The sequence below is a fragment of the Pseudomonas sp. DL genome, assembly GCF_047199225.1.
Taxonomy (GTDB): Bacteria; Pseudomonadota; Gammaproteobacteria; order Pseudomonadales; family Pseudomonadaceae; genus Pseudomonas; species Pseudomonas aeruginosa.
On sequence record NZ_CP178323.1, the window covers coordinates 1468015 to 1491834 of the forward strand.

22 protein-coding genes are annotated in these 23820 nt (G+C 67.5%); 14 read left to right on the forward strand and 8 right to left on the reverse strand.

Annotation, left to right across the window (positions count from 1 at the left end):
* The first annotated feature begins 132 nt into the window (after positions 1 to 132).
* Both erdR and ACI766_RS06890 read left to right on the forward strand, forming a co-directional pair.
* Positions 133 to 786: a response regulator transcription factor ErdR gene (gene erdR, locus ACI766_RS06885; protein ID WP_003092229.1), complete on the forward strand. Its 654-nt coding sequence runs from the start codon at positions 133 to 135 to the stop codon at positions 784 to 786.
* A gap of 71 nt (positions 787 to 857) precedes the next feature.
* On the forward strand, positions 858 to 1229 hold the full coding sequence (locus ACI766_RS06890; protein ID WP_003092226.1) for a diacylglycerol kinase: 372 nt from the start codon (positions 858 to 860) through the stop codon (positions 1227 to 1229).
* A gap of 69 nt (positions 1230 to 1298) precedes the next feature.
* On the opposite strand, the gene ACI766_RS06895 is transcribed toward ACI766_RS06890, so the two are convergent.
* Positions 1299 to 2909: an FMN-binding glutamate synthase family protein gene (locus tag ACI766_RS06895; protein WP_003098476.1), complete on the reverse strand. Its 1611-nt coding sequence runs from the start codon at positions 2907 to 2909 to the stop codon at positions 1299 to 1301.
* Between the two features lie 243 nt (positions 2910 to 3152).
* On the opposite strand from ACI766_RS06895, the gene ACI766_RS06900 reads away from it, so the two are divergent.
* Positions 3153 to 3416, forward strand: a complete 264-nt coding sequence (locus ACI766_RS06900; protein ID WP_003092213.1) for a type B 50S ribosomal protein L31 — start codon at positions 3153 to 3155, stop codon at positions 3414 to 3416.
* Entirely contained in the window at positions 3416 to 3568 is a 153-nt protein-coding gene (ykgO, locus tag ACI766_RS06905; RefSeq protein WP_003092209.1) for a type B 50S ribosomal protein L36, read from the forward strand. Before ACI766_RS06900 ends, ykgO begins: the two co-directional genes overlap by 1 nt.
* Before the next feature lie 27 nt (positions 3569 to 3595).
* Here the strand turns inward: ykgO and ACI766_RS06910 are convergent, their stop codons facing one another.
* On the reverse strand, positions 3596 to 4381 hold the full coding sequence (locus tag ACI766_RS06910) for a helix-turn-helix transcriptional regulator (RefSeq protein WP_003092207.1): 786 nt from the start codon (positions 4379 to 4381) through the stop codon (positions 3596 to 3598).
* A gap of 127 nt (positions 4382 to 4508) precedes the next feature.
* Here ACI766_RS06910 and ACI766_RS06915 point away from each other — a divergent pair, with 127 nt between their 5' ends.
* The 3 genes from ACI766_RS06915 (at position 4509) to ACI766_RS06925 (ending at position 8009) form a co-directional block, all read left to right on the forward strand.
* Positions 4509 to 5324 (forward strand): carbon-nitrogen hydrolase family protein, encoded by an 816-nt coding sequence (locus ACI766_RS06915; RefSeq protein ID WP_003092205.1) that lies wholly within the window; start codon positions 4509 to 4511, stop codon positions 5322 to 5324.
* Positions 5325 to 5523: 199 nt separating this feature from the next.
* A complete protein-coding gene (locus ACI766_RS06920; RefSeq protein ID WP_029528724.1) occupies positions 5524 to 6846 on the forward strand; it encodes an APC family permease in 1323 nt (440 codons plus the stop codon).
* Between the two features lie 89 nt (positions 6847 to 6935).
* Positions 6936 to 8009, forward strand: a complete 1074-nt coding sequence (locus ACI766_RS06925; protein WP_003119362.1) for a bifunctional transcriptional activator/DNA repair enzyme AdaA — start codon at positions 6936 to 6938, stop codon at positions 8007 to 8009.
* Here ACI766_RS06925 and ACI766_RS06930 read toward each other — a convergent pair.
* Together ACI766_RS06930 and ACI766_RS06935 are read right to left on the reverse strand one after the other, a co-directional pair.
* The gene (locus ACI766_RS06930; protein WP_024928433.1) at positions 8006 to 9415 is read right to left on the reverse strand and encodes an MFS transporter; all 1410 of its coding nucleotides are present in this window, start codon (positions 9413 to 9415) and stop codon (positions 8006 to 8008) included. The two genes, ACI766_RS06925 and ACI766_RS06930, sit on opposite strands and share 4 nt — an antisense overlap.
* 218 nt (positions 9416 to 9633) lie before the next feature.
* Entirely contained in the window at positions 9634 to 10521 is an 888-nt protein-coding gene (locus ACI766_RS06935) for a LysR substrate-binding domain-containing protein (RefSeq protein WP_003092195.1), read from the reverse strand.
* Positions 10522 to 10634: 113 nt separating this feature from the next.
* Here ACI766_RS06935 and ACI766_RS06940 point away from each other — a divergent pair, with 113 nt between their 5' ends.
* Genes ACI766_RS06940 through ACI766_RS06965 form a run of 6 tightly spaced genes read left to right on the forward strand, consistent with a single transcriptional unit; the run spans position 10635 to position 18505 of the window.
* Entirely contained in the window at positions 10635 to 12362 is a 1728-nt protein-coding gene (locus tag ACI766_RS06940) for an acyl-CoA dehydrogenase family protein (protein WP_003098471.1), read from the forward strand.
* A 38-nt stretch (positions 12363 to 12400) separates the two neighbouring features.
* A complete protein-coding gene (locus tag ACI766_RS06945; RefSeq protein ID WP_003143270.1) occupies positions 12401 to 13588 on the forward strand; it encodes a CaiB/BaiF CoA transferase family protein in 1188 nt (395 codons plus the stop codon).
* A 59-nt stretch (positions 13589 to 13647) separates the two neighbouring features.
* The gene (locus ACI766_RS06950) at positions 13648 to 14445 is read left to right on the forward strand and encodes an enoyl-CoA hydratase (RefSeq protein ID WP_010793349.1); all 798 of its coding nucleotides are present in this window, start codon (positions 13648 to 13650) and stop codon (positions 14443 to 14445) included.
* Complete coding sequence (locus ACI766_RS06955) at positions 14442 to 15974, forward strand: 3-hydroxyacyl-CoA dehydrogenase (protein WP_019395753.1); 1533 nt, start codon at positions 14442 to 14444, stop codon at positions 15972 to 15974. Before ACI766_RS06950 ends, ACI766_RS06955 begins: the two co-directional genes overlap by 4 nt.
* A 22-nt stretch (positions 15975 to 15996) precedes the next feature.
* Positions 15997 to 17202, forward strand: a complete 1206-nt coding sequence (locus ACI766_RS06960) for a 3-oxoadipyl-CoA thiolase (protein WP_087823913.1) — start codon at positions 15997 to 15999, stop codon at positions 17200 to 17202.
* Between the two features lie 52 nt (positions 17203 to 17254).
* The gene (locus tag ACI766_RS06965; RefSeq protein ID WP_087823914.1) at positions 17255 to 18505 is read left to right on the forward strand and encodes an OprD family porin; all 1251 of its coding nucleotides are present in this window, start codon (positions 17255 to 17257) and stop codon (positions 18503 to 18505) included.
* Between the two features lie 5 nt (positions 18506 to 18510).
* On the opposite strand, the gene metR is transcribed toward ACI766_RS06965, so the two are convergent.
* Complete coding sequence (metR, locus tag ACI766_RS06970) at positions 18511 to 19431, reverse strand: transcriptional regulator MetR (RefSeq protein WP_004345413.1); 921 nt, start codon at positions 19429 to 19431, stop codon at positions 18511 to 18513.
* Between the two features lie 298 nt (positions 19432 to 19729).
* Here metR and ACI766_RS06975 point away from each other — a divergent pair, with 298 nt between their 5' ends.
* Positions 19730 to 20716: an alpha/beta fold hydrolase gene (locus ACI766_RS06975; RefSeq protein WP_003098462.1), complete on the forward strand. Its 987-nt coding sequence runs from the start codon at positions 19730 to 19732 to the stop codon at positions 20714 to 20716.
* Positions 20717 to 20732: 16 nt separating this feature from the next.
* Here ACI766_RS06975 and ACI766_RS06980 read toward each other — a convergent pair whose 3' ends face one another.
* The 3 genes from ACI766_RS06980 to ACI766_RS06990 form a co-directional block, all read right to left on the reverse strand.
* Positions 20733 to 21062: a GlpM family protein gene (locus ACI766_RS06980; protein WP_003119370.1), complete on the reverse strand. Its 330-nt coding sequence runs from the start codon at positions 21060 to 21062 to the stop codon at positions 20733 to 20735.
* 132 nt (positions 21063 to 21194) lie between these two features.
* Positions 21195 to 22733 (reverse strand): glycerol-3-phosphate dehydrogenase, encoded by a 1539-nt coding sequence (gene glpD / locus ACI766_RS06985; protein WP_003098460.1) that lies wholly within the window; start codon positions 22731 to 22733, stop codon positions 21195 to 21197.
* Positions 22734 to 23011: 278 nt separating this feature from the next.
* Entirely contained in the window at positions 23012 to 23767 is a 756-nt protein-coding gene (locus tag ACI766_RS06990) for a DeoR/GlpR family transcriptional regulator (RefSeq protein ID WP_003092173.1), read from the reverse strand.
* Positions 23768 to 23820: the final 53 nt, after the last annotated feature.

Genomic DNA, 23820 nt, shown 5'->3' on the forward strand with positions numbered 1-23820 from the left:
TCTGCCAGCAAGCCGGGGTGTTTGAAAAGACGAACGCGGTGTACGAGGTATCCCTCATTCGGCTTGACCGGTCCGCCCTCGGTCGGCATCCTGAGCGCCGCCTCGGCTGGGCCGAACAAACTAGGACATGTCATGGCTTCTTACGAGATCCTGATCGCCGACGATCACCCCCTGTTTCGCAGCGCTTTGCACCAGGCCCTCACCCTCGGGCTGGGTCCCGACGTGCGCCTGGTGGAAGCCGCCAGCATCGCCGAACTGGAAGCGCGGCTGAACGAGAAGGCCGATTGGGATCTGGTCCTGCTGGACCTCAACATGCCGGGGGCCTATGGCTTCTCCGGCCTGGTGCTGTTGCGCGGGCAATACCCGCAGGTGCCGGTGGTGATGATCTCGGCACAGGAGGAGGCCGCGGTGGTGCAGCGCTCCCGCGAGTTCGGCGCCAGCGGCTTCATTCCCAAGTCCAGCCCGCTGGAAACCCTGCAGCAGGCGGTGCGCGCGGTGCTCGACGGGGACACCTGGTGGCCGCCGCAGGATGCCGCCGCCGAAGCCCTCAGCGAGGAGGCCAAGGCCGCCAGCGCCGGGCTCGCCAGCCTCACCCCGCAACAGTTCAGAGTGCTGACCATGGTCTGCGAAGGGTTGCTGAACAAGCAGATCGCCTACGACCTGAACGTTTCCGAGGCGACGGTGAAGGCCCACGTCACGGCGATCTTCCGCAAGCTCAACGTGCGCACCCGGACCCAGGCCGCGCTGCTGCTGCAACAAATGGAGACGGTTCCCGCTTCTCATTGAGAGACGGCTTAACGCTTTTTTGACCAGCCGGCGGCTAGACTGCCGGCCTTCCGAATCGATGAGAACCCGACGTGTCGCCTTCCCCCTTCAAAGGCCAGACCGGCCTCAAGCGTATCCTCAACGCCACCGGCTATTCCCTCGCAGGTTTCCTCGCCGCCTTCCGCGGTGAAGCCGCCTTCCGCCAACTGGTGCTGCTCAACGTGGTGCTGATCCCGGTGGCCTTCCTCCTCGACGTCAGTCGCGGCGAACGCGCGCTGATGATCGCGGTGTGCCTGCTGGCGCTGATCGTCGAGCTGCTCAACTCGGCGATCGAGGCCACCGTCGACCGCGTCTCGCTGGAACGCCACCCTCTGTCGAAGAATGCCAAGGACATGGGCAGCGCCGCGCAGTTCGTGGCCCTCACCGTGATCACCGTGACCTGGGCGACCATCCTGCTGGGCTGATCTACGCGGACATGAAAAAGCCGGAGGCAGCGATGCCTCCGGCTTTTTCTTGCGTGCGAGGGCGGCGGCTCAGGCCGCCGCGTCGAAGCTGTCGGCCCGCGCCATGTTCCACATGCGCTCGTAGAACTCGCCCTCGATCTTGCCGGAAAGCAGTTCGCCCGGCTTGAGGAAGTAGTGCAGCTGCGAGAACAGGCGGATCTCGGTGTCGGTGATGCGTCGCACCAGGTGCTTGGCTTCGAGCTGCGAGGGATGTTCCAGGCCCGCCGCGGCGAGCATCTCGGCCAGGCCCTTGAGGGTGTTGCGATGGAAGTTGCGCACCCGCTCGGCCTTGTCCGGCACCACCAGCGCGCGCTGGCGCAGCGGGTCCTGGGTGGCGACGCCGGTCGGGCACTTGTTGGTATGGCAGCTCTGCGACTGGATGCAGCCGATGGCGAACATGAAGCCGCGCGCCGAGTTGGCCCAATCCGCGCCGGTGGCCAGGACGCTGGCGATATCGAAGGCGCTGACGATCTTGCCGCTGGCGCCGACCTTGATCTTGTCGCGCAGGTTGAGGCCGACCAGGGTGTTGTGGACGAACAGCAGGCCTTCGCGCAGCGGCACGCCGATATGGTCGGTGAACTCCAGCGGCGCCGCGCCGGTGCCGCCTTCCTTGCCGTCGACGACGATGAAGTCGGGGAGGATGCCGGTCTCCAGCATGGCCTTGGCGATGCCCATGAACTCCCATGGATGGCCCAGGCAGAACTTGAAGCCGACCGGCTTGCCGCCGGACAGTTCGCGCAGCTGGGCGATGAACTGCATCAGCTCGATCGGCGTGGAGAAGGCGCTGTGGCGCGACGGCGAAACGCAATCCTCACCCATCGGCACGCCACGGGTGGCGGCGATCTCGGGGGTGACCTTGTGCTTGGGCAGGATACCGCCGTGTCCCGGCTTGGCGCCCTGGCTGAGCTTGATCTCGATCATCTTCACCTGCGGGTCGAGGGCCTGGGCGGCGAAGCGCTCAGGGTCGAACTTGCCATCGCGGGTGCGGCACCCGAAGTAGCCGCTGCCCAGTTCCCAGACCAGGTCGCCGCCGTTCTCGCGGTGATAGGGACTGATGCTGCCCTCGCCGGTGTCGTGGTAGAAGTTGCCCATCTGCGCGCCACGGTTCAGCGAGCGAATGGCGTTGGCGCTGAGGGCGCCGAAACTCATCGCCGAGACGTTGAACAGCGAAGCGGAGTACGGCTTGCTGCATTGTGGCCCGCCGATGTCGACGCGGAACTCGCAGGGATCGCTGAGCGGCGCCGGACGCATCGAGTGGCTGATGAATTCGTAGCCGGCGGTGTACACGTCGATCAGGGTGCCGAAGGGCTTCTCCGAGCTTTCGTTCTTCGCCCGCGAGTAGACCAGCGAGCGCTGGGCGCGGGAGAAGGGCAGGGCGTCGCCGTCGGCTTCCAGCAGGTACTGGCGGATCTCCGGGCGGATGCCTTCCACCAGATAGCGGATGTTGCCCAGGATCGGATAGTTGCGGCGCACCGCGTGGGGCGTCTGGATCAGGTCGAACAGGCCGAGCAGGCTCAGGGCCACGCCCAGGAGGGTGAACGGCCAGAGCCATTCGGTGCTGCCGAGGAACGGCAGGCTGACCAAGGTGAAAAGGGCGATACAGGCGAAAAACGCATAGCGACTGAGTAGCGACAGATTCATCATGTCTCCAATCTTCAGGCTTCGGTTCAAAATGGTAGTCACCTTCTTCGAGGCGTCTACGACGGGTTCCCCCCGCGCTAACCAAGCGCTGATTATGGGAAACAAACGGGGATAGAAAGCAAGCTAATAATTGTGTCTGGATGGTCGAGCAGCCGAATGGTCGCCGGGAACTCTTTCCGGAGTTGCGAATTATTCTTATCGGAGTAATATGTAACTATATAACATTATGTAGGAGGCATCCCCATGAAACCCGGCATCCATCCTGAATACCGTCCCGTCCTGTTCCATGACACCTCGGCGGACGTGTACTTCCTGATCGGCTCCACCGCGGAGACCGACAAGACCCATACCCATACCGACGGCAAGACCTATCCCTACGTGACGCTGGACGTTTCCAGCGCCTCGCACCCGGTCTACACCGGCGAACAGCGCAAGACCAAGAGCGAAGGCCGCGTGGCCGGGTTCAACAAGCGTTTCGCCGGCTTCGTCGGCGGCAAGGGGGCCTGATGAAAGTCCTCGCCTCGCTGAAACAGGCCAAGCTGCGCCATCGCGATTGCCAGGTGGTGAAGCGCCGTGGCCGGCTCTACGTGATCTGCAAGTCGAATCCGCGCTTCAAGTGCGTGCAGGGCCGGCCGAAGCCGAAGATCAAGCGCCGCTGAGCGGCGACGGGACGGTCGCCCGTCCCGTCAGCCCTGGGCCTGGAGGAACAGGCCGAACAGCTCGGACTGCGACTTGATGCCGAGCTTGCCGTACATGTGCTTGCGGTGGACCTTCACGGTTTCCGCCGAGATCGCCAGCTTGCGGGCGATCTCCTTGCTCGAGCAGCCGCTGAGCATCAGCCTGCCGACCTCCAGTTCGCGCGCCGTCAGCGGCGTGCCCATCTGCTCCGCGACCTTCTCCAGCGAACCCTGCCAGCCCGGCTCCGGCGCCGCGGGGCTGTTCAACACTTCGTCCTCGAAGGCCAGGCGCTGGCGCATCAGCCCGGCCACCCAGGGCCGCACCAGGCCGAGCACGGCGAGTTGCTCGGGGGTGAAGCGGCGCCGCGAGCCGAGCGACAGGCAGAGGGTGCGTTCGCCGGAGAGCTGGACGTTGATCTGGATTTCATCGGCCACCACGTTGAGGCGGAAGTAACGCTGGTAGTAATCGGTCTGCTCGAAGCATTCCGGTGCCACGTCGGCCAGACGGAACAGGCCGCTGCACGGGTTCTCGCGGCTGGCGATGTAGAACGGGTCGAGCAGGTAGAGGCCTCGCAGGTAGTCCTGGAACAGCGGATCCGGCCCGCCGTCGGCGCCCGGGCATTCGGCGAACACCTGTGGCCGGCCCTGGCTGAACAGCAGGGCCACCCAGCTGTCGAACGGAACGTACTGTTCGAGCAGGCGTACCAGGCGAATCCAGAAGTCCGGCGCATCCAGCGCCTCGACCAGTTGCCCGACGGAGCGGTGCCAGGCGATGTCCTGCAAGGTGAAACTCATCTTCTACCCCTGTTGGGTTAACCCTCGGACGTAATTATCGGCGCGGGGAACGCCAAGCATACTGTGCCGACCCCTGCATACGAACAGCGCGCGTGCCGAACAGCGCCGAGAACAACAAGGAATTCCGATGAAAGTCGAACTCGTCCAGATCGCCGGTCGCGATGGCGACACCGCGCACAACCTGGAACGCGCCCTGGCGGCCATCGCCGACTGTGCGGCGGACACCGAACTGGTGGTGTTCCCGGAAACCCACCTGACCGGCTTCCCCAGCGAAGACAACATCGCCGCCCTCGCCGAGCCGCTCGACGGCCCGACGGTCAGCGCGGTGCAGCGCGTCGCCCGTGAACGTAACGTTTCGGTGGCGATCGGCATCGCCGAGGCGGACGCCGGCCGCTATTACAACACCACCCTGCTGATCGCTCCCGACGGCATCGCCCTGAAATACCGCAAGACCCACCTGTGGGCCTCCGACCGCGGCATCTTCACGCCTGGCGACCGCTACGCCACCGCCCTGTGGAACGGCATCCGGGTCGGCCTGCTGGTGTGCTTCGACATCGAGTTCCCGGAAAGCGCGCGGGCCCTCGGCCAACTGGGTGCGGAACTGATCATCGTGACCAATGGCAACATGGACCCCTATGGCCCGACCCATCGCACCGCGATCATGGCCCGCGCCATGGAAAACCAGGCCTACGCGGTGATGGTCAACCGCGTCGGGCATGGCGACGGCGGGCTGGTCTTCGCCGGCGGCAGCGCTGTGGTCGATCCCTACGGCCAGTTGCTCTGCGAGGCCGGGCGCGAAGAATGCCGGCAGATCGTCGAACTGGACCTCGGCCGGTTGCAGGATGCGCGTCGGGATTACCGTTACCTCGAAGAGCGTCGCCTGGTCCTGCCCGGCGAGCGCCGCGAGCACCCGGACGGCCTGCGCGAGCTGCTGATTCCCTGATTCACCGCGGCGCGACAGGAGCGTCGCGTCGTCCTCCGTCCGCCAGCGAGCGGGCGAGGATCGGCCCGGAAAGCCGTAGCACAACGATGGGCGCCCGAGCGTCCGCCGGTCTCCCGGGTGAGGGGAGGCCCCTGCGCCCCGCGGCCCGGCCGGCTGCGGGCCACTGCCATAACAAACGATAATTCCGGAGTAAGCAGTAATGGCCAGACTCAAGCGCACCCTGTCGCTGGGTTCCGTGGTGCTGTTCGGCATCGCCTACATGACCCCCATCATCGTCCTCGGGACTTTCGGCATCCTCGCCGAGACCACCCAGGGACACGTCCCCGCCGCCTACATCGCCGCTTCCCTGGCGATGCTCTTCACCGCCCTCAGCTACGGGCGCATGGCCGCGGCCTTCCCCGTGGCCGGCTCGGCCTATACCTACGTGCGCAAGGCCATCGATTCCCGGCTCGGCTTCATCGCCGGCTGGGCGGTGCTGCTCGACTACCTGTTCCTGCCGATGGCGATCTGGCTGATCGGTGCCGCCTACCTGCACTCGGCCTTTCCCGCGGTACCCAACGCGGTCTGGGTGCTGGCGTTCATCGGCGTGACCACGACGATCAACATCGTCGGCCTGCGCCTGGCGAAGAACGTCAATGGCCTGCTGATGCTGGTGCAGTTCCTGGTCCTCGGCGCCTTCGTCGCACTCTGCGTGCACTACGTGCTGGGCGACCCGGGCAAGCCGTTATGGTCACTGCAACCGTTGCTCGGTGGCGACCTGCAGGTGCCGCTGGTGATGAGCGGTGCGGCGATCGCCTGCTACTCGTTCCTCGGTTTCGACGCGGTCAGTACCCTGACCGAGGAAACCCGCGACCCGCGGCGCAACATCCCGCGGGCGATCCTGCTGATCACCCTGCTGGGCGGGTTGATCTTCATCGTCACCTCGTACTTCGTGCAACTGGCGCACCCGTCGTTCGCCTTCGACAGCGCGGACTCGGCGGCCTACGAGATCGCCCGCAACATCGGTGGCGACCTGTTCGTGACCTTCTTCCTGGTCGGCCTGATCGTCGGCCAGTTCGCCTCCGGCCTCTCGGCCCAGGCCAGCGCCTCGCGCCTGCTCTTCGCCATGGGCCGCGACGGCGTCCTTCCGCGGCCGTTCTTCGGGCGTCTCGGCAAGCGCTTCGAGACGCCGGTGAACAGCATCGTCCTGTGCGGCGTGGTGGCCCTGCTGGCGCTGCAGATGGACGTGACCACCTCCACCTCGTTCATCAACTTCGGCGCCTTCCTCGCCTTCAGCCTGGTCAACCTGTCGGTGGTCTTCCACTACTACCTTGGCGCCGAGCGCCGCGGCCCACGGGAAACCCTGTTGTTCCTGGTATTCCCTGGCATCGGCCTGGTCGCCGACCTGTGGCTGATGGCCAGCCTCGACCATCTGGCGATCATCCTCGGCCTCTGCTGGCTGGCGCTGGGCGCGGTGTACCTGGCGGCGATCACCCACGGTTTCCGCGAGCAGCCGCCGGAGATGCGTTTCGAGGAGGGCTGAGAAAGAATCGACGCCCGTTTCGCGGCGGCAAGGCGCAGGCTCCTGGCCTAGAGTGGCTATCCATCGCCTCCCTGGTTCCGGAGCCGGCCATGTCCGACGCAGCGTTGTTCCTTCCCCTTCCCGATGACGACACCTTGTATGCCGCGCTGTTGGCGCGCGACCCCGCCTACGATGGCTTCGCCTTCGTCGGGGTGAAGAGCACCGGGGTGTTCTGCCGCCTGACCTGCCCGGCGCGCAAGCCGAAGCGCGAGAACACCCTGTTCTTCGATTCGATCAAGGGCTGCGTCGAGGCCGGCTTCCGACCCTGCCTGCGTTGCCGGCCGCTGGAGCGGCTCGGCACGCAGGGGCCGCTGGTCAGCGACCTGCTCCAGCGCCTCGGTCGGCAACCGCAGCGGCGCTGGTTCGAAGACGACCTGGCGGCGCTGGGCTATGACCCGTCCACCGTGCGCCGTGCTTTCAAGCGCGAGTTCGGCGTGACCTTTCTGGAAATGGCTCGCCTGCGCCGTCTTGGCCAGGTCGCCGAGCGGCTGTCCTCGGGCGCGCGAGTGATCGACGCGCAACTGGATGCCAGCTTCGACTCTGACAGCGGCTTCCGTAGCGCCTTCGCGCGCCTGCTGGGCGAGCCGCCGTCGCAGTTGCGCGGGCGCGAGCTGCTCAAGGCGGACTGGCTGCAGACCCCGCTCGGCGCCATGCTCGCGGTGGCCGATGCGCAGGCCCTGCACCTGCTGGAATTCTTCGACCGCCCGGCGTTGAGCGGGGAGCTGAAACGCCTGCAGAAGAGCAGCGGATCGAGCATCGGTTTCGGCCGTTTCGCCTCCATCGACAGGATCGAGGCGGAACTCGCCGACTACTTCGGCGGTACTCCAGTGCGCTTCCAGACCCCCTTGGCGCTGAACGCCTCGGCCTTCACCCGCACGGTCTGGCAGGCGCTGCGCGAGGTACCGTGCGGCAGCACGCAGAGCTACGCCGGGCTGGCCAGGTCCATCGGCTCGCCGTCGTCGGTGCGCGCCGTGGCCCGCGCCAACGGAGCCAACCAGATCGCCATCGTGATTCCCTGCCACCGCGTCATCGGTTCGGACGGTTCCCTGACCGGCTATGGCGGTGGCCTGTGGCGCAAGCGCTGGTTGCTGGAGCACGAGCGGCGCATGGGCGCTGCCGGCTAGCCGGGATCGCCGCCCAGAAGCCGGGCGGGGGCGCGCAACACCGGTTCCCGCTCGACCGCTGCGGGCCGCTGCAAGTCCTCGGCGTCGGCGCGCTCGGCGGTCGACAGGTCGCTGGCGTGGAACCCGGTGATCCGCAACAGGGCCAGGGTACAGGCCAGCGAGACCAGCGCGTAGCAGGCTGAGGCCAGGGCCACGCCGACGATGCTGCCGGTACTGTTGAGAATCCACTGGGCCAGTACCGGCGTACCGCCGCCGACCAGCAGCGAGCAGAGCTGGTAGGCCAGCGACAGGCCGGTGTAGCGCACCCGCGCCGGGAAGGCTCGGGCGAGGATACCGCCCACCGCGCCGTAGAACATCGCGTGCGGCACCGTGGCCAGGCACATGCCGACCGCGGCGATCCAGTAGACCTTGGTTTCCACGGCGAAGAACATCGCCGGCATCAGGATGAACTCCGGCAGCACCATCAGGCATGCCGCCTTGCGCATGTCGATGCGCGAAGTGAGCAGCGCCCCCAGCGGCTGGCTGAGGAACTGCACCACCAGCGCGACCACGATGATGCTGAGGAAGGTGCCCTGGCTGTAGCCGAGGGTCTTGGTCGCCCAGGAGAGGGCGAAGGTGCTCTTGAAGTAGGTGACGTGGATGATCGGCAGCACGCCGGCGCCGAGCAGGACGATCTTCCAGTGCTTGCCCAGCACCTCGGCGAGCGGCAGCTTCACCGTGCGCTTCTGCGCCAGCACACGCTTCATGTCTTCCGACTCCTCCAGCTTCAGGCGGATCACCATGCCGACGATGACCAGCACCGCAGAGAGCAGGAACGGCGCGCGCCAGCCCCAGAGAATGAAGTCCGAGGCGGGCAGGGCGCTGAGGGCGAAGAACGCCAGGGTTGCCAGCAGGTTGCCGGTGGGCGAGCCCTGCTGGGCGAAGGCGGCGTACAGGATGCCCTTGCCCTTGGGCGCGCTTTCGCTGGCGATCAGGATCGCGCCGCCCCACTCGCCGCCGACCGCGATGCCCTGGACGATACGCAGCGCCACCAGGGAGATCGGTGCCCAGATGCCGATCTGCGTATAGACCGGCAACAGGCCGATGCAGGTCGTGGCGATGCCCATCATGATCAGGGTGATCACCAGGGTGGTCTTGCGGCCGATGCGGTCGCCGAGATGGCCGAAGATGATCCCGCCCAGCGGGCGGGCGATGAAACCCGACCAGAGGGTGACGAAGGACAGCAGGGTGGCCAGGCCCGGATCCATGTTGGCGGGGAAGAATACCTTGCCGAACACCAGGGCGGCGGCCAGGCCGTAGATGTAGAAGTCGTACCACTCGATGGTGGTGCCGATGAAGGAGGCGATACCGGCCCTGCGGGCTTTCTTGTGCAGGTCGGCGTCTTCGGGAGAGGGCGAGCGCGGCATGGGTCGAGTCCTGTTTATTGTTGTTCTCGCCGACACGCCGCGCCCTACCGCCCTTCGCTGAAAGGCGGGGCGGAAACGCTGGTTTCCGTGGATGGAGAGCGTGCGTCGGTGTTGACCCGGGTGCCTCGGAGTCTAGGTGGCACCCCCGCAAATCAATAGTCTTTTAATCTTATGGCTCGATAAGGGATTCCATATCGACGTTTTCCGTCAGCCCTCGCTCAGGCGTCGTCCAGGCCGCTCTTCAGCGTCGCCAGGAACGCCTGCGCCGCCCGGGAAGGTTCGCTGGCCGGAAGGATCGCGTGGATCTCCGAACGCGCGCCGGCCGGCTCGATCTCCAGGTAGCGCACCTCGTTCCGCCAGGCCAGGCAGAGGGTTTCCGGGATCAGCGCCACGCCCATGCCGAGACCGACCATGGCGGCGACGGTCTGCCACAGGCGCGCCTCGTGGCGGATGCGCGGGCTGAAGCCGGCGTCCACGCAGCGGGCGATGATCAGGTCGTGGTAGTGCGGGGAGACATGGCGCGGGAAGAGGATGAAGTCTTCGTCGCGCAGTTCGGCGAGGTCCAGACGCGCCTGGCCAGCCAGGCGGTGCCCGGCGGGCAGGCAGCAGAGGAACGGGTCGCTGATCAAGGGTTCGGAGACGATTTCCGCCGGCAGCCTGCCCCAGTGCACGAAGCCCAGGTCGATCTGCCCGCGCTGCAACGCCTGGGCCTGCTCCGCGCTGTTCATTTCGCCGAGCACCACCTCCATGTTCGGGTGCTCCCGTTCGAAACGGGACATGGCCCTGGGCAGGCCGCGGTAGAGCATGGAGTTGACGAAGCCGACGCGCAGTTGGCCGACGTCGCCCTCGGCGGATAGCTGGGTCAGGCGTTTCACCTTCTCTGCCTGCAGCAGCAGGTTGCGCGCTTCCACCAGCAGGACCTGGCCGGCGCCGGTGAGCTTCACCGACTTGTTGTTGCGCAGCAGCAATTGGGTTCCGAGCTGTTCCTCCAGCTTCTTGATGTCGAAGCTCAGCGCCGGCTGGGAGATGAACAGGCGAGCCGCGGCGCGACCGAAATGCAGTTCCTCGGCGACCGCGATGAAGTAGCGAAGCTGTCTGAGATCCATGGCAGGCACCTGGTTCTACGATCTGTTTTTCTTATCGTCGATGATTTTTTTTGTATTGGATGCTTATCGAAGCACTCGCCTAGTCTCGGCGCAAGACAAGCAGGAGCCGCGCCATGACCGCCATGCCCGAAGTACTTCGCGAAGATACGCTGAACATCCCCGACAGCCGTGGGCTGAATCTCTACACCTGCGATCCGGCCCTGGAGCGGCTGCTGGAGGTATACCTGCCGCCGGCGTTGCTCGCCGAATGGCGGCCGCTCCTCGAACGGCTCGGCGCCCGTGCCGGCGGCGAGCTGGACGTGCTGGCGCTGGCGGCGGACAAGAACCCGCCGGTGCTGGCGCCGCGCACCCGCCGCGGCGAGGATTTGCAGAGCATTCGCAAGCATCCGGACTACGTCGCCCTCGAACGGGTGGCCTATGCCGAACTTGGCCTGGCTTCCATGAGCCATCGCCCGGACGGCCCGCCGCCGCTGGTGAAGTATGCGCTCACCCACCTGTTCGTACAGGCCGAGTTCGGCCTTTGCTGCCCGGTCAGCATGACCGACTCGCTGACCCGCACCCTGCGCAGGTTCGGCGCGCCAGAACTGGTCGAGCGCTACCTGCCGTCCCTCGCCTCGCGGGATTTCGACGAGCTGTTCCAGGGCGCCATGTTCATGACCGAGCAGGCCGCCGGCTCCGACGTGGCGCGGACCCGTACCGTGGCGCGGGAGCAGGGCGGCGAGTGGAAGCTCTACGGCGACAAGTGGTTCTGCTCCAACCCGGACGCCGACCTGGCGATGGTCCTGGCCCGCCCCGAAGGCGCGCCGGAAGGAATGAAGGGCGTGACCCTGTTCCTGTTGCCGAAGGTCCGCGAGGACGGCACGCGCAACGCCTATCGCATCGTCCGCCTGAAGGACAAGCTGGGCAGCCGCTCCATGGCCAGCGGCGAAGTCCGCCTGGAAGGCGCCAGCGCCTACCTGATCGGCGAGATCGGCCGCGGCTTCCAGCAGATGGCCGACATGGTCAACATGTCGCGCCTGTCCAACGGCGTGCGCGCCGCCGGGCTGATGCGCCGGGCGCTGAGCGAGGCGCTGTTCGTCGCCCGCCATCGGCGCGCCTTCGGCAAGCACCTGATCGACATGCCGCTGATGCAGAAGCAGTTGCTGAAGATGATGCTGCCCACCGAACAGGCGCGCTCGATGTTCATGCAGATCGCCACGCTGCTGCCGCGCGCCGATGGCGGCGAGGTCGAGGCGCAGAAATGCGTGCGGATCCTCACCCCGCTGATCAAGTTCCGCGCCTGCCGCGATGCGCGACGGGTCACCGGCGACGCCATGGAGGTGCGCGGCGGGGTCGGCTACATCGAGGAGTGGAGCGACCCGCGGCTGGTGCGTGACGCCCACCTGGGGTCGATCTGGGAGGGTACCAGCAACATCGTGGCGCTGGACGTCGCCCGTGCGGTGAGCCGCGAACAGGCGCTCGAACCCTTGCAGCGCCACCTGCGCCGGCTGCTGGATGACAGCGACCTGCCAGGGGACGCCCGCGACCTCTTCGACGAACTGCTGGTGCGAGTGGTCGCGACCATGGCCGACGTCGCCGAGCGCCGCCAGGACGAGCAGGTGCGCCAGGCCGGCAGCGCCCTCTACCACCTGTGCACGGCGATCTTCATGGCCTGGGAGGCCAGCCGCCAGGCACCCGACCAGCGCCGCCTGGCCCTGGCCTTCCTGGTCGCCCGGCACAAGCTGCTGCCGCGCGACCCGCTGCACCTGGAGGGTTGGACCGACCAGGCCGAACTGCTGGCCAGGGTGGTCGGCGAGGTGCCGCTGAGCCAGGCCGAAGCCATGCAATTGCTGCCGGCCTGACTGCCCGCATTCCCGCTCACAACAACCAGAGAGTCGCCATGACCAATCAGACGGGCGCCCTGCGTGGCCTGAAAATCATCGATCTCAGCCGGGTCCTCGGCGGACCCTACTGCTCCCAGGCGCTGGCCGACCACGGCGCCGAGGTGATCAAGCTGGAACCCCTTGGCGGCGACGAGACCCGTGGCTGGGGGCCGCCCTTCGAGGGCGACACGGCGTCCTACTTCAAGGGCGTGAACCGCAACAAGAAGGGCATCGCCGTCGACCTGGCGACGGCGGAGGGCATCGAGCTGCTGCTGCGCTTGCTGGAGGACGCCGACGTACTGCTGGAGAACTTCAAGCCCGGCACCCTGGCGCGCTGGGGGATCGGCTACGAGGAGGTGCTTCGCCAGCGCTTCCCGCGGCTGGTCCACTGCGCGGTATCGGGCTTCGGCGCCGACGGCCCGCTCGGCGGCCTGCCCGGCTACGACGCGGCGATCCAGGCGATGGCCGGACTGATGAGCGTGAACGGCGAGGCCGGCGGCGAGGCGTTGCGCATCGGCCTGCCGATCGTCGACATGGTCACCGGGCTGAACGCCATGGCCGGCATCCTCCTCGCCCTCCACGAGCGCCAGGTCAGCGGGCGCGGGCAGTCGGTGGACATCGCCCTGTACGACTGCGGTATCTCCCTGCTGCACCCGCACCTGCCGAACTACTTCGCTTCCGGACGTACGCCCCGGCGTAGCGGCAACGCCCACCCGAACATCGCGCCCTACGACAGCTACCGCACCGGTACCGAGCCGATCTTCCTCGCCGTCGGCAACGACCGCCAGTTCGCCCGCCTGTGCGAGTACCTGGGAGCGGATGAACTGCCGGGGGACCCGCGCTTCGCCGACAACGGCAAGCGCTCGGTCAACCGCGAGGCGCTGAAGCGCGCTCTGGAGGACTACCTGGCGGCCCACGACGGCCGTGAGCTGGCCGAGCGGCTGATCCGTCTCGGCGTGCCCTGCGGAGCCATCGCCACGGTGGAGCGGGTGGTGGAGCACCCGCACACCCGCCATCGCGGGATGGTCGTCGAACTCGAGGGCTATCGCGGCATCGCCTCGCCGGTGAAGCTTTCGCGCACCCCGGCCAGCTACCGCGCCGCGCCGCCGGTGCTGGGCGGAGACACCCGGGAAGTCCTGGCGGAACTGGGATTGAGCGCCGAGGCGATCGACGCGCTGGTCCGGCGCGGCATCGTCCGCGCCTGAAACCCCTCACGGCACGGCCTGCGCCGTGCAACTCAATCCCCGGGCAATTGGAGATGGCCATGGATTCCTCCCCTGGGGCGGTGCGCCCCGAACTCGTGCTGCTGGAGCGGCCGGAGCAGGGCGTGGCCCTGTTGCGACTGAACCGCCCGGCAGTGCTCAACGCCCTGAACATGCGCCTGCGCGAGGCTCTGGCGGAGCACGTACGGCGCCTCGACGAGTGCGCCGATACCCGGGTCATCGTCCTCACCGGAAATGGCGCGGCGTTCGCCGCCGGCGCCGATCTCAACGAACTGGCGGAGGCGTCCGTGCTGGAGATCCAGCAGCGCGGGGTGGAGCGCCACTGGCAGGCCCTCGCCGCCTGCCGCAAACCGCTGATCGCCGCCGTGGAGGGCCATGCCCTGGGTGGAGGCTGCGAGTTGGCGATGCACTGCGACCTGATCGTCGCCGGTGCCTCGGCGCGCTTCGCCCAGCCGGAAGTTCGTGTCGGCGTGATGCCCGGCGCCGGCGGCACCCAGCGCCTGGTGCGAGCGGTGGGCAAGTTCCAGGCGCTGCGCATGCTGTTTACCGGTTGCACGGTACGGGCGCCGGAGGCCCTGGCCATAGGGTTGGTCAGCGAGGTGGCGGCGGATGGCCAGGCATTGGATCGCGCCCTCGAACTGGCTCGCCAGATCGCCGGCCTGCCGCCGCTGGCGCTGGCGCAGATCAAGGAAGTGGTCCTGGCCGGCGCCGACCTGCCGCTGGACCAGGCCCTGGCGCTGGAGCGCAAGGCCTTCCAGTTGCTGTTCGACAGCCACGACCAGAAGGAGGGCATGCGTGCCTTCCTGGAAAAACGCACAGCGGAGTACCTGGGAAAATGAGCGAGCCATCGATCGTTCTCATCGGTATCGTCGGTACCGGTGCCATGGGCCAGGGCATCGCCCTGCTCGCTGCCTGTGCCGGGCTGTCGGTGCTGCTCTACGACAGCCGCCAGGGGGTGGCGCTGCAAGCGCGCGAGCAGATCGCCACGGTCCTTGCCCGGCAGGTGGAGCGGGGCCGGCTGGAGGCGGAGGCTGTCGAGCGCGCGATGGGCAATCTGCGGGTGGTCGAGGACTTGCGGGTCCTAGGCGGCTGCCAGTTGGTGATCGAGGCGATCGTCGAGAACCTGGAGGCCAAGCAGGCGTTGTTCCGCCAATTGGAAGAGGTGGTCGGCGACGAAGCGATCCTCGCCAGCAATACCTCCTCGCTGTCGGTTACCGCGATCGCCTCGGCCTGTCGCGATCCCGGCCGGGTCGCCGGTCTGCACTTCTTCAATCCGGTGCCGCTGATGCGTCTGGTGGAGGTGATCGAGGGTCTCGCCACCCGCACCGGCATCGCCGAGCGACTGTGCGCCCTGGTGGCGACCTTCGGCCACCAGGCGGTGCGTGCCACGGACAGCCCCGGCTTCATCGTCAACCATGCCGGACGGGCCTTCGGCACCGAGGCGCTGCGTATCCTCGGCGAGGGCGTGGCGCCGGTGGCGGCGATCGACGAAGTCCTGCGCGAGGGCGCCGGCTTCCGCATGGGCCCGTTCGAGCTGTTCGACCTGGTCGGGTTGGACGTCAGCCTGCCGGTGATGGAGTCGATCTACCGGCAGTACTACGAGGAGCCGCGTTATCGTCCGCATCCCTTGCTGCGCCAGATGCTCGCCGCCGGCCGCCTGGGGCGCAAGAGCGGCCAGGGCTTCTACCGCTACGACGGCGCTGGGCAGGTGCCCGTCGCCGCCCCGGCGGTTGCGCCAGGCGCGGCGTTGCCGCCGGTGTGGCTGGGCGTCGACGACGAACATGACCGCGCGCCATTGCTGATGTTGCTACAACGTCTGGGCGCCGAGGTGGAGAGCGGCGAGCGTCCTTCCGGGGCGGCGTTGTGCCTGCTTGCGCCACTGGGCGCCGACGTCAGCGCCGCAGCGCGGCGGTTCGCCGTCGATCCGACGCGCAGCCTGGCCATCGACGTGCTGTCGGACCTGGAGCGACACCGCTGCCTGATGGCCTGCCCGGCGACCCGAGCGGAGCTGCAGCAGGCGGCTCGCACCCTGTTCGCACGGGACGGCGTGGGCGTCACGCTGATTCGCGACAGCGCCGGGTTCATCGTCCAGCGCACCCTCGCCTCGATCGTCAATCTCGCCTGCGACATCGCCCAGCAGGGTATCGCTTCGGTGGAGCACATCGACCTGGCGGTGCGCCTCGGTCTCGGCTATCCGCTGGGGCCGCTGGAGTGGGGCGACCGACTGGGCGCCGGGCGCGTGCTGCGCATCCTCGAACGCCTGCATGCGCTCAGCGGCGACCCGCGCTATCGCCCCAGTCCCTGGCTGCGCCGGCGCGCCCAACTGGGCCTTTCCCTGCGCCAGCCGGACAGCCCGTTGGCCTCCTGATCCTTTCGCGGAGAAACACACCATGCTCGATGCCTATATCTACGCCGGCCTGCGTACGCCTTTCGGCCGGCATGCCGGTGCACTCTCGACGGTGCGTCCGGACGACCTGGCCGGCCTGCTGCTGGCGCGTCTCGCGGAAACCTCCGGGTTCGCCGTCGACGACCTGGAGGATGTGATCCTCGGTTGCACCAACCAGGCCGGCGAAGACAGCCGCAACCTGGCGCGCAACGCGCTGCTCGCAGCCGGCCTGCCGGCGCGGCTGCCCGGGCAGACGGTCAACCGCTTGTGTGCCAGCGGACTGTCGGCGGTGATCGACGCGGCGCGCGCGATCAGTTGCGGCGAGGGTCGGCTGTACCTGGCCGGCGGCGCCGAAAGCATGTCCCGGGCGCCGTTCGTCATGGCCAAGGCGGAGAGCGCCTTCAGCCGCACGCTGGAGGTCTTCGACAGCACCATCGGCGCGCGCTTCGCCAACCCCAGGCTGGTCGAGCGCTATGGCAACGACAGCATGCCGGAGACCGGCGACAACGTGGCCCGCGCCTTCGGCATCGCCCGCGAAGACGCCGACCGTTTCGCCGCTTCTTCCCAGGCGCGCTACCAGGCTGCGCTGGAGGAGGGCTTTTTCCTCGGCGCGATCCTTCCGGTGGAGGTGCGTGCCGGACGCAAGGGCGAGACGCGGCTGGTGGAGCACGACGAGCATCCGCGGCCGCAGGCCGACCTGGCGGCCCTGGCGCGCTTGCCGGCGTTGTTCGCCGGTGGGGTAGTGACCGCCGGTAATGCGTCGGGGATCAACGACGGGGCGGCGGTAGTGCTGCTGGGCGATCGCGCGATCGGCGAGCGCGAGGGCATCCGGCCGCTGGCGCGGATCCTCGCCAGCGCCAGCGTCGGCGTGGAGCCCCGGTTGATGGGCATCGGCCCGCAGCAGGCGATCCTCCGCGCGCTGCAACGCGCCGGCATCGACCTGGACGAGGTCGGCCTGATCGAGATCAACGAAGCCTTCGCGCCGCAGGTCCTGGCCTGCCTGAAGTTGCTCGGCCTGGACTACGAGGACCCGCGGGTCAATCCCCATGGCGGCGCCATTGCCCTCGGCCATCCGCTCGGCGCCTCCGGTGCGCGCCTGGTGCTCACCGCCGCCCGCGGGCTGCAACGCATCGAGCGGCGCTACGCGGTGGTCAGCCTGTGCGTCGGGCTCGGCCAGGGCGTGGCGATGGTGATCGAGCGCTGCCGATGAGACACCGTTCCCCCTAGAAAAAGAGGCGCCCAGGCGCCCGTCCGGAGTGCGTATGAACAACAACAAGAAATGCGCGTTTTTCCTGCTGCCGATCCTTGCCGGCGATAGCGTTCCCGCCCTGGCCGAGGGCTTCCTTGAAGACTCGCGGGCCAGCCTGGCCTTGCGCAACTTCTACATGAACCGCGACTTCCGCGATGGCGCGGGGCGTGCGAAAAGCGAGGAGTGGGCCCAGGGCTTTCTCTTCGACTACCGCTCGGGCTATACCGAGGGCACCCTCGGCGTGGGTCTCGACCTGCTGGGCAAGCTCGGCGTCCGACTCGATTCCGGCGCGGGGCGTAGCGGCACCGGCCTGCTTCCGCTTCGCGACGATGGCAGCGCGGCGGGCGACTACGCGCGGCTGGACGCGACCGCCAAGCTGCGCCTGTCGCGCAGCGAGCTGAAGGTCGGCGGCCTGGTGCCGAAGCTACCGACCATCCAGCCCAACTACGGGCGGCTATTCCCCCAGGTGTTCCAGGGCGCGCTGCTGACTTCCGGCGAACTGAGCGGACTGAGCCTGAACCTGGGACGGCTGACCGAGGTCAGCCAGCGCAACGAGGCGGGCACCAGCGACCTGGCGCTGTTCAACCGCAACCGGCGTTTCGCCGGCGCGGCGCAGGCGGACCGTTTCGACCTGGCCGGCCTGGACTACCGTATCGCCCCGGACTGGACCGGCAGCTACCACTATGGCGAACTGGAGCAGGTCTACGCCCAGCATTTCCTCGGTCTCAAGGGGCGCATCGGCGTCGCCGCGGATAGCCTGGAGAGCGACTTGCGCCTGGCGCTCAGCCGGGATACCGGCGGCGCTCGCGGCGGGCGCATCGACAACCGTTCCTTCAGCGGGTTGCTCACCTACCGCCTGCGCAACGGCCAGGCCTTCGGCCTGGGCTACCAGCGGATGAGCGGCGACCACGGTTTCCCCTACCTGGAGGGGACCGATCCGTACCTGGTCAATTTCGGCCAGTACAACGACTTCGCCGAGGCCGGCGAGTCCTCCTGGCAACTGCGCTACGACTGCGACTTCGCGCCGCTCGGGGTGCCTGGCCTGAGCCTGATGATGCGCTATTTCAGCGGCCACGGCGCGAAACCTAAGGGCGCCGACGGCAGTCGTGAATGGGAACGCGACAGCGACCTGCGCTACGTGTTGCAGGGCGGTCCGCTGAAGGGACTGGGGCTGGTCTGGCGCAACGCTACCTACCGTTCGGCCTTCAGCCGTGACATCGATGAGAACCGCCTGTACCTGACCTATGAGCTGCCGCTGTTCTGAGTCGCTCAGCCCTTGGCGGCGCTGACCCCTTCGAGGGTGGCGAAGGAGGTGTCCTTGGCGGTGAGCAGGAAGTCGCGCATGAATGGCGCATCGAACATGTCCGTGCGGATGGCGGCGAAGAGCGTGCAGTACAGGCCCTTCTCACCGAGGCGCCGGGCCGTCACGTAGCCGCGCGAGCTGTACTCGTGCAGGGCCCAGTTCGGCAGGCAGCAGACGCCGCGACCGGAGGCCACCAGTTGCATCATCATCACGGTCAGCTCGGCTATGCGCACCTGCGCCGGCTCCACGTCGGCGGGGTCGAGGAAGCGGGTGAAGACGTCGAGACGGTCGCGTTCCACCGGATAGGTGATCAGGGTTTCCCGCTCCAGGTCCTCCGGGACGACGTACGGCCGGCTAGCCAAGGCATGCTGATTGGCCACCGCCAGCAGCGCTTCGTAGGTGAACAGCGGCACGTAGGTGATGCCGGGCAACTCGACCGGGTCGGCGGTCACCACCAGGTCGAGGTCGCCGCGGGCCAGGGCCGGCAGCGGCGCGAAGGAGAAGCCCGAGGCCAGGTCCAGTTCGACTTCCGGCCAGGCGTCGCGGAACTGGTCGATGGTCGGCATCAGCCACTGGAAGCAACTGTGGCATTCGATGGCCATGTGCAGGCGCCCGGCGGTACCGCCGGCGAGCCGTGCCAGGTCGCGCTCGGCGGTGCGCAGTTGGGGCAGCAGCGAGTCGGCCAGTTGCAGCAGGCGCAGCCCGGCGCTGGTGAAGCGTACCGGCTTGGTCTTGCGCACGAACAACTGCATGCCCAGGCGCTCTTCCAGTTCCTTGAACTGGTGCGACAGCGCCGACTGGGTAAGGTGCAGGCGCTCGGCGGCTTCCACCAGGCTGTCGGCTTCGCGCAGCGCGTGCAGGGTCTTGAGGTGGCGAAGTTCGAGCATGGCGGCCTCTGTATGAGCAAAACTTGATAGCGGTGCGGATTCGTTGAGTTTGTCTCATACGCCAGGGGCTGTCGACAAGCGATGGCCTCGATCCCGCAGAGCGTGCGATCGTGGAGCGACGGGGAGAAGAGCCCGGCACACGGGACGGCGGCACGGAGCAGCGGCGCAACGCCGCAGAGCCACAACGCCACGACCGCCTGGCGGCATTCATCAAACTGTCACGCTACTGTGGCAGCGCGCTGGACGAAATTTAATCAGAATCGCGCTCCACTGGGGTTTTGCGTTCTGGGTTTTCTTCATGCGTGCTTTCATCTTCCTGGCCGCCTTGTTGTGCAGCCTCTCCTCCTTTGCGGCGGCGCGTTGCGACGCACGCGTACCTACCGAGACGGTCGAACTGGGCGACGTGCGCCTGGCCTACCAGAGCATCGGCCGCGACAGCGATCCGGCCCTGCTGCTGGTGATGGGCCTGGGCGGGCAACTGATCCACTGGCCGGACGAGGTGGTCAGCGCCCTGTGCGAGCAAGGCTTCCGGGTGATCCGCTACGACAACCGCGACGTCGGCCTGTCGGCCTGGAACGTGCCGGTGCCCAGTTCGCGGCTGACCTACGAAGTGGTGCGTTATCGCCTCGGCCTGCCGGTCAGCGCGCCCTATACCCTCACCGACATGGCCGGCGATGCCCTGCATCTGCTCGACGCGCTGGATATCCCCCAGGCCCATGTGCTCGGCGCCAGCATGGGCGGGATGATCGCCCAGCACATCGCCGACATGGCGCCGCAGCGCCTGCTCAGCCTGACCCTGGTGATGACCAGCTCCGGCGCCGAAGGCCTGCCGGCGCCCAGCGAGTCGCTGCTGCGCCTGCTGGCGCGGCGCGAGGCGGCCAGCCGCGAGCAGGCGGTCGAGCAGCAGGCCGACCTGCTGGCGGCGCTGGGCAGTCCGGAAGTGCGCGATGATCGCCAGCAACTTCTGTTGCAGGCCGCACGTTCCTACGACCGCGCCTTCAACCCGGAAGGCGTGCAGCGGCAATTGCTGGCGATCCTCGCCGAACCCAGCCGGGTGCCGCTGCTGAACCGTCTGCAGGTGCCGACCCTGGTGATCCATGGCACCGCCGATCCGCTGCTGCCGGTGATGCACGGCGTGCACGTGGCGGCGCATATCCGTGGCTCGGAGCTGAAGCTGATCCCCGGTCTCGCCCATCGCTTCCAGGAAGCCTTCAAGGAGCCGTTGCTGGCGGCGGTGGTGCCTTACCTGAAGGCCCATCGGCAGGCCAGCGTCGTCCAGCTCTGAAGCCGCGCTCGCGGTCTCAGGCGTGCAGGCGTACCCAGAGGCCCACCAGCACGCTTGCCGCCACCAGCCAGGCCAGCGCCGCCAGGGCCAGCGAGGTCTCCAGGCGGAAGCGCTCGACCAGCAGGTAGAGCGCGGCGAGATAGACGAAGTAGGGGATGATCGACCACATGCCGAAGACGATGGTGGTCTTCAGGTCGTCCAGCGAACGGCCCTTGCCGACGATGTAGTGGGCAATCAGGGCGAAGGTGGGAAACAGCGGCACCAGGCCGGCGATGTAGTAGTTGCGGGTCTTCGACAGGACGGCGAGGAGCACGACCACGGCGGCGCCGATCAGCGCCTTGAACATCAGGTCCACGGGATTCTCGACTGCGGCGGCGCCACCGGCTTGGTGGCGCCGCGCATTATGCCCGGATCGTCCCGTACCCTTCCATAACGAACGAGGCCCGCAAAAGCGGGCCTCGACGTTTCTGGCTGGCGATCAGGCCGCATGCACCCGCGGGCGATGCGGATGCTCGCTCTGCAGGTACTGGCCGAGGCGCACCTGCTGGCTCGGCGAGAGGAACAGGCCGAGCTTGCTGCGGCGCCAGAGGATGTCCTCGGCGTCCTGGGCCCACTCGTGCTTGCACAGGTAGTCCACTTCGCGGGCATACAGGCCGCCGCCCAGGTGCTCGCCGAGATCGGCTTCGCCATTGACCCCGTCCAGCAGGCGCCACACCCGGGTGCCGTAGGTGCGCGCCCAGCGCAGCGCCAGTTCGCGGTCGAGCCAGGCGTAGCGGTTGGCCAGTTGCTCGGTGAGCGCCTCGACGCTCTGCATCTGCTCGCCGCCCGGCAGCGGTGCCTTGGCGGTCCAGGCCGGGCCGAGATTGGCGAAGAACGGCTGGAGCTGCGTCAGCGCCGATTCGGCCAGCTTGCGGTAGGTGGTCAGCTTGCCGCCGAACACCGAGAGCAGCGGCGGCTCGCCGTTGCCGGCGGAGAGCGACAGGGTGTAGTCGCGGGTGATCGCCGAAGGCTCGTCGGACTCGTCGTCGCACAGCGGACGCACGCCGGCGAAGCTGTGCAGGATGTCGGCGGCCGCGAGTTGCTGCTTGAAATGGGCGTTCACCACTTGCAGCAGGTAGGCGGTTTCCTCTTCGCTGATCGCCACCTTGGCCGGGTCGCCCTGGTACTCGCGATCGGTGGTGCCGATCATGGTGAAACGGTCCAGATAGGGGATGGCGAAGACGATGCGGCGGTCTTCGTTCTGCAGGATGTAGGCGTGCTCGCCTTCGTACAGCTTCGGCACGATGATGTGGCTGCCCTGGATCAGGCGGATACCGTAGGGCGACTTCTGTTTCAGGTCGTCCTGGATGAAGCGCGCTACCCAGGGGCCGGCGGCGTTCACCAGGGCGCGGGCGCGGATCGAATACAGGCTGCCGTCGCTGCGCTCCAGGTGCAGGTGCCAGAGTCCCTTGCTGCGACGGGCGCTGACGCAGCGGGTGCGGGTATGGACGTGGGCGCCGTGCTCGCGGGCGGAGATCGCGTTGAGCACCACCAGGCGCGCATCGTCCACCGCGCAGTCGGAGTACTCGAAGCCACGGCGGATCTCGGCCTTCAGCGGGCTGCTGCCGGTGAAGCGCAGGCCGCGCGAGGCGGGCAGCTTCTCGCGCTTGCCGAGGTGATCGTAGAGGAACAGGCCGGCACGGATCATCCAGGCCGGGCGCAGGTGCGGACGGTGCGGCAGGACGAAGCGCAGCGGCTTGACGATGTGCGGCGCCTTGGCCAGCAGGACCTCGCGCTCGGCCAGGGCTTCGCGGACCAGGCGGAATTCGTAGTGTTCGAGGTAGCGCAGGCCGCCGTGGATCAGCTTGCTGCTGGCCGAGGAGGTGTGCTGGGCCAGGTCGTGCTGTTCGCAAAGGAACACGGACAGGCCGCGCCCGGCTGCGTCGGCGGCGATCCCTACACCGTTGATGCCACCGCCGACCACGGCGACATCGTAGACTTCGGCGAGTGGAGCGGAGGGGGTGTGCGCTTGACTCATGTGAAAGGCCCTGAAGTCGAAAGTGAACGTAGTTTTGTTCGAATTCGAAAATAGCTTAGTCGATTGCGCAGTTATTGACCAGCCCGATTCACCAGGCTTTTTCAATTTCGAAGGGGTGCCCGGGCGCTACCGGTTTGCCCGTCCGCGCGGGAACCGCCCCTCTTCCGCATGCGGGAAAGCGGCCGCCGAGGGTCGTGGCGCATGGGCAGGGGTCGGCAGGTGGCTTTTCTGAAACGAACATTCACGGCGCCGAACGGCGCCGTGGCAGGGGAAATGCCTCAGACCAGGTCCAGGTGAACCTTGTGCTGTGCCATCAGGCGGGCGATGGCGGCGGGCGGCGGGCTGTCGCTGATGACCCGGTTGACCAGCGAGATCGGTCCCAGGCGGACCACCGCGTTGCGCCCGAACTTGCTCGAGTCGGCGGCCAGGAACACTTGCCGCGCGTTGTCGATGATCGCCTGGGATACGCGCACTTCCTGGTAGTCGAAGTCGAGCAGGCTGCCATCCTCGTCGATGCCGCTGATGCCGACCAGGGCGAAGTCGACGCGGAACTGCTGGATGAAATCCACCGCGGCCTGGCCGACGATGCCGCCGTCGCTGCGTACGGTGCCGCCGGCGACCAGCACTTCGAAGTCTTCCTTGGCGCTGAGGGTGGCGGCCACGTGCAGGTTGTTGGTGATGATCTTCAGATTGCGGTGGTTGAGCAGGGCGCGGGCGATGGCCTCGGTGGTGGTGCCGATGTTGATGAACAGCGAGGCGTTGTCCGGCACCAGGCTGGCCACGGCTTCGGCGATGCGCTGCTTCTCGTCACGCATCTGGTCGGCGCGCATGGTGTAGGCGGTGTTCTCGATGCTCGAATCGTAGGCCGCACCGCCGTGGTAGCGGCGCAGCAGTCCCTGTTCGGCGAGCTGGTTGATGTCGCGGCGGATGGTCTGCGGGGTGACCGCGAACATCTGCGCCATCTCCTCGATGCTCAGGTAACCGCGCTCGCGGACCTCCTCGATGATGCTTTGCTGTCGGGGGGGCAGGTTCATGGGTTGTTCTCGTGCTGCCGGGCCGGGACCCTGGAAAGTCGCCAAGAATGCCG

Bases quoted from the DNA above. Each gene is read 5' to 3' on its own strand.
- erdR (WP_003092229.1), top strand. From the start codon at position 133: ATGGCTTCTTACGAGATCCTGATCGCCGACGATCACCCCCTGTTTCGC.
- ACI766_RS06895 (WP_003098476.1), bottom strand. From the start codon at position 2,909: ATGAATCTGTCGCTACTCAGTCGCTATGCGTTTTTCGCCTGTATCGCC.
- ACI766_RS06900 (WP_003092213.1), top strand. From the start codon at position 3,153: ATGAAACCCGGCATCCATCCTGAATACCGTCCCGTCCTGTTCCATGAC.
- ykgO (WP_003092209.1), top strand. From the start codon at position 3,416: ATGAAAGTCCTCGCCTCGCTGAAACAGGCCAAGCTGCGCCATCGCGAT.
- ACI766_RS06910 (WP_003092207.1), bottom strand. From the start codon at position 4,381: ATGAGTTTCACCTTGCAGGACATCGCCTGGCACCGCTCCGTCGGGCAA.
- ACI766_RS06915 (WP_003092205.1), top strand. From the start codon at position 4,509: ATGAAAGTCGAACTCGTCCAGATCGCCGGTCGCGATGGCGACACCGCG.
- ACI766_RS06920 (WP_029528724.1), top strand. From the start codon at position 5,524: ATGGCCAGACTCAAGCGCACCCTGTCGCTGGGTTCCGTGGTGCTGTTC.
- ACI766_RS06925 (WP_003119362.1), top strand. From the start codon at position 6,936: ATGTCCGACGCAGCGTTGTTCCTTCCCCTTCCCGATGACGACACCTTG.
- ACI766_RS06930 (WP_024928433.1), bottom strand. From the start codon at position 9,415: ATGCCGCGCTCGCCCTCTCCCGAAGACGCCGACCTGCACAAGAAAGCC.
- ACI766_RS06935 (WP_003092195.1), bottom strand. From the start codon at position 10,521: ATGGATCTCAGACAGCTTCGCTACTTCATCGCGGTCGCCGAGGAACTG.
- ACI766_RS06940 (WP_003098471.1), top strand. From the start codon at position 10,635: ATGACCGCCATGCCCGAAGTACTTCGCGAAGATACGCTGAACATCCCC.
- ACI766_RS06945 (WP_003143270.1), top strand. From the start codon at position 12,401: ATGACCAATCAGACGGGCGCCCTGCGTGGCCTGAAAATCATCGATCTC.
- ACI766_RS06950 (WP_010793349.1), top strand. From the start codon at position 13,648: ATGGATTCCTCCCCTGGGGCGGTGCGCCCCGAACTCGTGCTGCTGGAG.
- ACI766_RS06955 (WP_019395753.1), top strand. From the start codon at position 14,442: ATGAGCGAGCCATCGATCGTTCTCATCGGTATCGTCGGTACCGGTGCC.
- ACI766_RS06960 (WP_087823913.1), top strand. From the start codon at position 15,997: ATGCTCGATGCCTATATCTACGCCGGCCTGCGTACGCCTTTCGGCCGG.
- ACI766_RS06965 (WP_087823914.1), top strand. From the start codon at position 17,255: ATGAACAACAACAAGAAATGCGCGTTTTTCCTGCTGCCGATCCTTGCC.
- metR (WP_004345413.1), bottom strand. From the start codon at position 19,431: ATGCTCGAACTTCGCCACCTCAAGACCCTGCACGCGCTGCGCGAAGCC.
- ACI766_RS06975 (WP_003098462.1), top strand. From the start codon at position 19,730: ATGCGTGCTTTCATCTTCCTGGCCGCCTTGTTGTGCAGCCTCTCCTCC.
- ACI766_RS06980 (WP_003119370.1), bottom strand. From the start codon at position 21,062: ATGTTCAAGGCGCTGATCGGCGCCGCCGTGGTCGTGCTCCTCGCCGTC.
- glpD (WP_003098460.1), bottom strand. From the start codon at position 22,733: ATGAGTCAAGCGCACACCCCCTCCGCTCCACTCGCCGAAGTCTACGAT.
- ACI766_RS06990 (WP_003092173.1), bottom strand. From the start codon at position 23,767: ATGAACCTGCCCCCCCGACAGCAAAGCATCATCGAGGAGGTCCGCGAG.